The sequence below is a fragment of the Thalassobaculum sp. genome (assembly GCF_040219215.1).
GTDB lineage: Bacteria > Pseudomonadota > Alphaproteobacteria > Thalassobaculales > Thalassobaculaceae > Thalassobaculum_A.
The window spans coordinates 1-2,080 of record NZ_JAVJSX010000040.1; the positions used below are offsets into that span (position 1 = coordinate 1).

The following is a 2,080-nucleotide window of genomic DNA, read 5'->3' on the forward strand; positions in this document are numbered from 1 at the left end:
CCTACACGACGCTCTTCCGACCTCTGGAACGCCGGCGACCAGTGGCTGGCGACGGTCCTCGTCGGCGACCTCAACGTCGGGCCCTTCCGGCTCTACATGTCGCTGTTCTGGTTCATCCTGGTCGCCGTGATCTTCTGGTACATCCTGTCCCAGACCAAGTTCGGCAACTGGATCCAGGCGTCGGGCGGCAATCCGGGCGCTGCTTCGGCGCGCGGCGTCAACGTCGGCCGCACCAAGCTCATCCTCTTCATGCTCTGCTCGGCAATGGCGGCGCTGGCCGGCATCATCAGCTCGATCCGCACCTCGGCCGCCAACCCGAACAGCGGCACCGGCTACGAGCTCGAAGTCATCGCCATGGTGGTGATCGGCGGTACGGCCCTGATGGGTGGCCGCGGCACGATCATCGGCACGGTACTCGGCGTCTTCATCCTGCGCGTCATGCGCAACGGCATCGTCCTGATCGGCGTGCCGGGGCTCGCCTATAACATCTTCATCGGGGCGATCATTCTCGGGATGATGGCGCTGCACTACGGACTCGAACGCCGACACCAGGCGGGGACCTGAATCATGACCCAAGACCTCGTCCGCATGGAGAACATCACCAAGTTCTACGGCCGCGTTCAGGCCCTGGACAACGTGACCTTCAATGTCAAAGAAAAGGAAATCGTCGGCCTGCTCGGCGACAACGGCGCCGGCAAGTCGACGCTGATCAAGGTGCTGTCGGGCGCCGTCCCGTCGTCCAGCGGCAGCATCCACATTCGCGGCAAGAAGGTCGACATCAACAGCACCACCGACGCCATCGCCAACGGCATCGAGACCATCTACCAGGACTCGGCGCTGGTCACCCAGTTGTCGATCGCCCGCAACCTGTTCCTCGGCCGCGAGCCGGTCACCGGTCCCGGTATCCTCAACCGCATGGACCACGCCAAGATGAACCAGGTCGCCGGCGACCTGCTGCGCCGCGTCGGCATCACCAAGAACATCCCGACGACGACCCCGATCTCGGCGCTGTCGGGCGGCGAAAGGCAGGCCGTGGCGATCGCCCGGGCAATGTATTTCGACAGCGACCTGATCATCCTCGACGAACCGACCAACAACCTCGGTGTCGCCGAGACCCGCGGCGTTCTGAACTTCGTGCGCAACGCGCGCGACCGGGGTCACTCCTGCATCTTCATCGCCCATAACATCCACCACGTCTTCCAGGTGGTGGACCGGATCGTGGTCATGCGGCAGGGAACCATCGTCGCCGACGACATCGACCCGAAAAAGACCAGCGTCGAAGAGGTCGAACTGGTGATCACCGGCATGTCGGACGAGGAACTGGCCGCCGCAACGGTGTGACGGGCGGTACGGCTATCGGTTTGCGACCGCCTTGGCGGTGATCTCGAACGACTTCAGCCGGGCGGCGTGATCGAAGACCTGAGCGGTGACGATCAGTTCGTCCGGTCCGCGCCGTGTCACAAAGTCGTCGATGCCGGCCGCCACCGTTTCCGGCGAGCCGATCACCGAGCAGGCCAGCGCCTGGCCGAGCATGGCCTGTGCCGCGCCGTCGAGTTTCTCGAAGTAACCTTCCACCGGCGGCGGCAACGGCCCTGCCCGCCCCGTCCGCAGATTGACGAAAGCCTGCTGGAGCGACGAGAAGAGCAGCTCCGCCTCGGCATCGGTATCGGCGGCGACCACGTTCAGCGCCAGCATCAGGTGCGGCTTGTCGAGGAAGCGCGACGGCTCGAAGCGCTCCCGATAGAGCGCCGAGGCGGCGGCCAGCTCGGCCGGGGCGAAATGCGAGGCGAAGGCGTATGGCAGGCCGAGCATCGCGGCGAGCTGGGCGCCGAACAGGCTGGAGCCGAGGATCCAGATCGGGACGTCGAGCCCGGCGCCGGGAACGGCGCGGACGCGCTGGTTCGGCTGGACCGGGCCGAAATAGTGGATCAGTTCGACGACATCCTGCGGAAAGGTGTCGGCGCCGGCATCGAGGTTGCGCCGCAGCGCCCGCGCGGTGAGTTGGTCGGTGCCGGGCGCGCGGCCGAGACCGAGGTCGATGCGGCCGGGATGCAGGGCGGCCAGCGTGCCGAACTGCTCG

General features: G+C 66.1%; 3 protein-coding genes. 2 read left to right on the top strand and 1 reads right to left on the bottom strand.

The annotated features are described in order from the left end of the window. Both RIC54_RS24875 and RIC54_RS24880 read left to right on the top strand, forming a co-directional pair. Positions 1 to 564, top strand: a 564-nt coding sequence (locus RIC54_RS24875; protein WP_350151540.1) for an ABC transporter permease, incomplete at its 5' end; no start/stop codon positions are given. Between the two features lie 3 nt (positions 565 to 567). Then, on the top strand, positions 568 to 1,341 hold the full coding sequence (locus tag RIC54_RS24880; protein WP_090878244.1) for an ATP-binding cassette domain-containing protein: 774 nt from the start codon (positions 568 to 570) through the stop codon (positions 1,339 to 1,341). Between the two features lie 12 nt (positions 1,342 to 1,353). On the opposite strand, the gene RIC54_RS24885 is transcribed toward RIC54_RS24880, so the two are convergent. Then, positions 1,354 to 2,080: LLM class flavin-dependent oxidoreductase (locus RIC54_RS24885; protein ID WP_350151543.1), on the bottom strand; the 727-nt coding region annotated here is incomplete at its 5' end.

Coding starts and splice junctions, on each gene's coding strand:
- RIC54_RS24880 (WP_090878244.1), top strand. CDS start 568: ATGACCCAAGACCTCGTCCGCATGGAGAACATCACCAAGTTCTACGGC.